Source organism: Cellulomonas sp. P5_C6 (assembly GCF_054049635.1).
Window position 1 is genome coordinate 1 of the sequence record NZ_JBFULZ010000266.1, and the last position, 4,562, is coordinate 4,562.

The 4,562-nt window shown below is 71.6% G+C and carries 5 protein-coding genes; 2 read left to right on the top strand and 3 right to left on the bottom strand.

The genetic code is table 11. The features are described 5' to 3' along the window. Nucleotides 1–455 precede the first annotated feature (455 nt). On the top strand, nt 456–962 hold the full coding sequence (locus ACXJKG_RS19675) for a GNAT family N-acetyltransferase (protein WP_456847419.1): 507 nt from the start codon (nt 456–458) through the stop codon (nt 960–962). A gap of 64 nt (nt 963–1,026) precedes the next feature. Further along, a complete protein-coding gene (locus ACXJKG_RS19680; RefSeq protein WP_456847420.1) occupies nt 1,027–1,794 on the top strand; it encodes a DinB family protein in 768 nt (255 codons plus the stop codon). Between the two features lie 99 nt (nt 1,795–1,893). On the opposite strand, the gene ACXJKG_RS19685 is transcribed toward ACXJKG_RS19680, so the two are convergent. From ACXJKG_RS19685 to ACXJKG_RS19695, 3 genes are all read right to left on the bottom strand, one after another. Next, on the bottom strand, nt 1,894–2,778 hold the full coding sequence (locus tag ACXJKG_RS19685; protein WP_456847421.1) for an alpha/beta hydrolase: 885 nt from the start codon (nt 2,776–2,778) through the stop codon (nt 1,894–1,896). A gap of 66 nt (nt 2,779–2,844) precedes the next feature. After that, entirely contained in the window at nt 2,845–3,597 is a 753-nt protein-coding gene (locus ACXJKG_RS19690; protein WP_456847422.1) for an SDR family oxidoreductase, read from the bottom strand. Between the two features lie 45 nt (nt 3,598–3,642). Then, the gene (locus ACXJKG_RS19695; RefSeq protein ID WP_456847423.1) at nt 3,643–4,365 is read right to left on the bottom strand and encodes an alpha/beta fold hydrolase; all 723 of its coding nucleotides are present in this window, start codon (nt 4,363–4,365) and stop codon (nt 3,643–3,645) included. Nucleotides 4,366–4,562: the final 197 nt, after the last annotated feature.

The following is a 4,562-nucleotide window of genomic DNA, read 5'->3' on the forward strand; positions in this document are numbered from 1 at the left end:
GCTGGCGCGGTGCGCGGGCGCGTCGGGGTGCTGACCGTGGACATGACGGCTCCTTGCGGGGGGTGGCGGGGGTGTCCTGACTGACTCCCATGCTCCCGAACCCCGCCATCCCGGTCAGGGGCGCAGCCCCACCAAACCGGGGTAGGGCTCTCCCCACCGGCCCGGTGCGCGAGCACCTACGCGCACGCGGTGATACCCGGAGCAGAAGGACTCGGCCGCCCCCCGCGAACGCCGGGGCTCGGCTGTTTCTCCGTCGGAGAGGCGGCCTTGTGGCTTGCGGTGGACGGGAGCTGGACCCGAGTCCCCCCTCCCTACCGGGTCGCGGCCGGGTCGTCGTCGCACCGCCCGCTGGCACGGGCCGGCGCCCAGGCAAATCCGCTTCGGCTCCGCGCCCCCCGGCCCTACGCTGCCAGGCGCGTCCGAGGCGGGCGCGCCCCGCGATCCCGGAGACGACGGTGCTGATCCGACCCGAACGCCCAGACGACGACGCCGACGCGATCGATCGGCTGACCATGGCCGCCTTCGAGCCGCAGTGGTTCAGCGACGGCTCCGAGGCGCCGATCATCCGACGACTGCGGGCGTCCGGTGACCTGACGCTCTCGCTGGTGGCGGAGGACGACGGCGACGTCGTGGGGCACGTCGCGTTCTCGCCCGTGACGATCGACGGGCTCCACGACGACTGGTTCGGGCTCGGTCCGATCTCCGTCCGGCTCGACCGGCAGCGGCGGGGGATCGGTCGGGCGCTGGTGGCCGAGGGTCTGCGGCGGCTGCGGGAGCGCGGGGCTCGCGGCTGCGCGCTGATCGGTGACCCGGCGATCTACGGCCGGATGGGCTTCACGGGCGACGGGCCGCTGTCGCACGGTGACCTGGACCGCGCCATCGTCCAGTACGTCACCTTCACGGGACCCTCGCCGCGTGGCGAGCTGCGGTTCGCGCCCGCGTTCGACACCGCCGAGCACTGAGCGACGCCGCGAGCCCGGCGTCCTTGCGTGCCCGATGTCGGACCCCGGTTCTAGCGTGTGTGGCATGGACTTTGAGGATCGGCGGGGCACCGAGCTGGAGAACGTCGACCTGACGGGCTCCCGCTTCACCAGGGTGGACTTCACGGGCTCGACGTTCCGCGCCGTGGCGCTGCAGAACGTGGTGATGCGCGACGTCGAGGTATCGGGCACCACGATCGACGGCGAGATCGAGAGCCTCGTGGTCAACGGGATCGACGTGGTGCCGCTGGTCGAGGCCGAGCTGGACCGCCGCCACCCCGAGCGCAGCGCGTTCAGACCGACCACGGCGGACGGGTTCCGGGCCGCGTGGGACGTGAACGAGCAGGTGTGGGCGGACACCGTCGAGCGGGCGCGTCGGCTGCCCGAGGAGCGGCTGCACGAATCGGTCGGCGAGGAGTGGTCGTTCATCCAGACCCTCCGTCATCTCGCGTTCGCGTCCGAGTCGTGGGTGGGTCGCGGCGTGCTCGCCGATCCGCGCCCCTGGCACCCGCTGTCCCTGCCGTGGGACCAGATGGAACCCCGGGAGGGCGTGCCGCACGACCGGGACGCCCGGCCGACGCTGGACGAGGCCCTCGCGCTGCGCCTTCGGGCGATGGCGCTCGTCCGGGGCGTCGTCGACGGCCTGACCGACGAGCAGCTCGACGCGCCCGGCGAGCCGTTGGTCGGTCCGGGATGGCCCGACCAGGGCCAGGTGCTGACCCCGCGGCAGTGCCTCCGCGTGGTCCTCAACGAGGAGTGGTGGCACCGCAGGTACGCGGAGCGCGACCTGACGATGCTCGAAGGTCGCAGCTGACAGCCTCGTTGCACTGAACGCCTCGTCGATACGGTGCCATCCGCGCCCACCAGGTGGTGCCGGGCTACCCCCGCACGCGGCCGTCGGAGACGGCGGGGCTCAGCCGAAGATGGCGCGAAGCTCCTGAGCGACCTCTTCCGGCGCGTCCTCGACGAGAAAGTGGCTGGTGTCCAGCCCGCGGCCCGACGCCTGTGAGGCCCAGGGTCGCCAGACGTCGAGCACGTCTCCGTACAGGCGCGGGAGAGCGCCTCGTGCGCTCCACAGGGCGAGCAGAGGGGCTTCGATCCGTCGACCTGCACGAACGTCCGCGTCATCGTGGGCGCGGTCGATGGTGGCGGCTGCGCGGTAGTCCTCACAGATGGCCTCGACGGTGCTCGGGTCGTCGAGGAGAGCGCGGTAGCTCGCCAGGATTGCCGCTGGGTACCGACCCTCAGCGCCACCGATGCCGAGTCTTCGGACGTGGAGGTCGAAGAAGGCGTCGGGGTCGGCGCCGATGAGCCGCTCGGGAAGTGGGGCCGGCTGCGCGAGGAATGCCCAGTGCCAGTAGGTGAGCGCGAGGACGGCGTCTGCCCGTGCCCAGACCTCGCCGGTGGGCACGACGTCGAAGACGGCAACACCCGTGACGTGCTCGGGATGGTCGAGGGCCATCCGATAGGCGACGCGTCCGCCACGGTCGTGGCCGGCGACGGCGAACCGGTCGTGGCCGAGGTCGGCCATGGCTTGGACAAGGTCGTCGGCCAGCGCTCGTTTGGCGTGAGCGGCGTGGTCGCTGGAGGGCACGGGGCGGAACGAGGCGCCGTACCCGGGGAGGTCCACTGCCACCACGGTGAAGTGTGCGGCCAGCACGGGTGCGGTCGAGTGCCACATCAGGTGGGACTGGGGGTAGCCGTGCAGCAGGAGGACGGGGGGTCCGTCTCCGCCGACTCGCGCGAAGACCGGTCCACGTCCGGTCTGGAGGAGTCGCTCGCTGAAGGTGTCGAACATGAGGTTCCTTCACTGGCCGTGACGGCGGGCGGTGTCCGGACCGCCCGCCGTCATCTGTGAGTGCGCTCAGACGCGGGGGTGCGTCGCGAGCCAGTCCCCGAAGTGCGTCGGTGCGATGCGCGCGCCTTCGCCGGGCGTCAGGGTCGAGTCCTCGAGTCGGGTGCCGAAGTAGCGGGCATCCGGGTCCGTCACGACGACGCGCGTGTCGTCGTCGCGCTCGAGGGCCCGGCGGGCGAGGTTGTCGAGCCCGATGGCCTCCGGTCCCGCGATCTCGATGATCCCGTCGGCCGCCGGGGACGTCGAGATCTCGCACAGGAGCTGCGCGACGTCGTCGCCGGCGATCGGCTGGAGGGTGGCCCCCGGCAGTCGGATGGTGTCGCCGTCGGCTGCGGAATCAGCGATGCCGCGGACGAACTCGAAGAACTGCGTGGAGCGGACGATCGTGAAGGGCTGTCCGGACTCCTGGATGAGCTTCTCCTGGGCGACCTTCGCGCGCAGGTAGCCGCTGTCCGGAGCGCGATCCGCACCCACGATCGTGAGTGCGACGTGGCGCTGGACCCCGGCCGCTCGCTCGGCAGCCAGGAGGTTGCTCGTCGAGGTCGTGAAGAAGTGCAGCACGGCCTGGTCGTCCCACGCCGGGGCGTTGCTGACGTCGATGACCACGTCCTGGCCCGCCACCGCCTCGGCGACGCCCTGACCGGTGATGGTGTCGACACCCGTGCTGGGCGCCGCGGGCGTGACGTCGTGGCCCTGGGCGCGCAGGAGGCCGGTGAGGTTGGAGCCGATGTGGCCCGTGCCTCCGATGATGAGGATCTTCATGTCTGCTTTCTCCGTTCTGAGAGAGGCGAGGTGGTGACGCTGGGGTCAGTCGTCCCAGTGCTCGACGGCGTCGAGGATGGTGGCGGTCACCGCGTCGGGACGGGAGACCGAGATCGCGTGCGAGGCGTCGGCCACCTCGGTCGCGTTGCGGGCGCCGGCGCGGTCGGCCATGAAGCGGTGCAGCGCGACGGGGATGTTCATGTCCGCGTCGCTGAAGACGAACCACGACGGCAGCGTCGCCCACGCCGGCTTCTCCGAGGCGAGCCCCTCGACCAGTGCGGCCTGGGTCACGGGCCGCTGGGTTGCGGCCAGCACGTCTGCCACGGCCGCCGGGACGTCGGCGACGAACTGCTGGCGGAACACGTCCGGGCGGATCGCGAGCTCGTTGCCGCCGGTGGCGACCGGGTAGGCCTTGAGTGCGGCGCCGAGGGTGCTGCCGGGGAACTTGGCCGAGAGGTCGAACGCGTTCTCGCCGTGCTCGGGTGCGAACGCGTTCACGTACACGAGGCCGACGACGGAGTCGTTGTCGGTGGCCGCCTCGGTGATGACGATCCCGCCGTAGGAGTGGCCGACGAGGATGACGGGGCCGGGGATGTCGGCGACGACGTCCCGGACGTAGGCGGCGTCGCCGGCCACGCTGCGCAGCGGGTTGGCGACGGCGACCACGGGTACGGCCTGGGCCTGCAGCCGTTCCACGACGCCCTGCCAGCTGCTCGACTCGGCGAACGCGCCGTGGACCAGGACGACGGTGGGCTTGTTCGTGCTCATGAGGGTTCTCCTTCTTCTCCGATGGGTGTTCAGGCGACCTTCAGTGCCGAGCGCAGGACCTGGATCGCCTGCTCGATGGCACCGGTGCTGGCGGCGGTCTCCCGCAGGGGGTTGAGCATCATGAAGTCGTGCAGTGTCGCGTTGTAGCCGACCGAGGTGGTGCGGACACCGGCCTCCACGAGCCGGCGCCCGTAGGC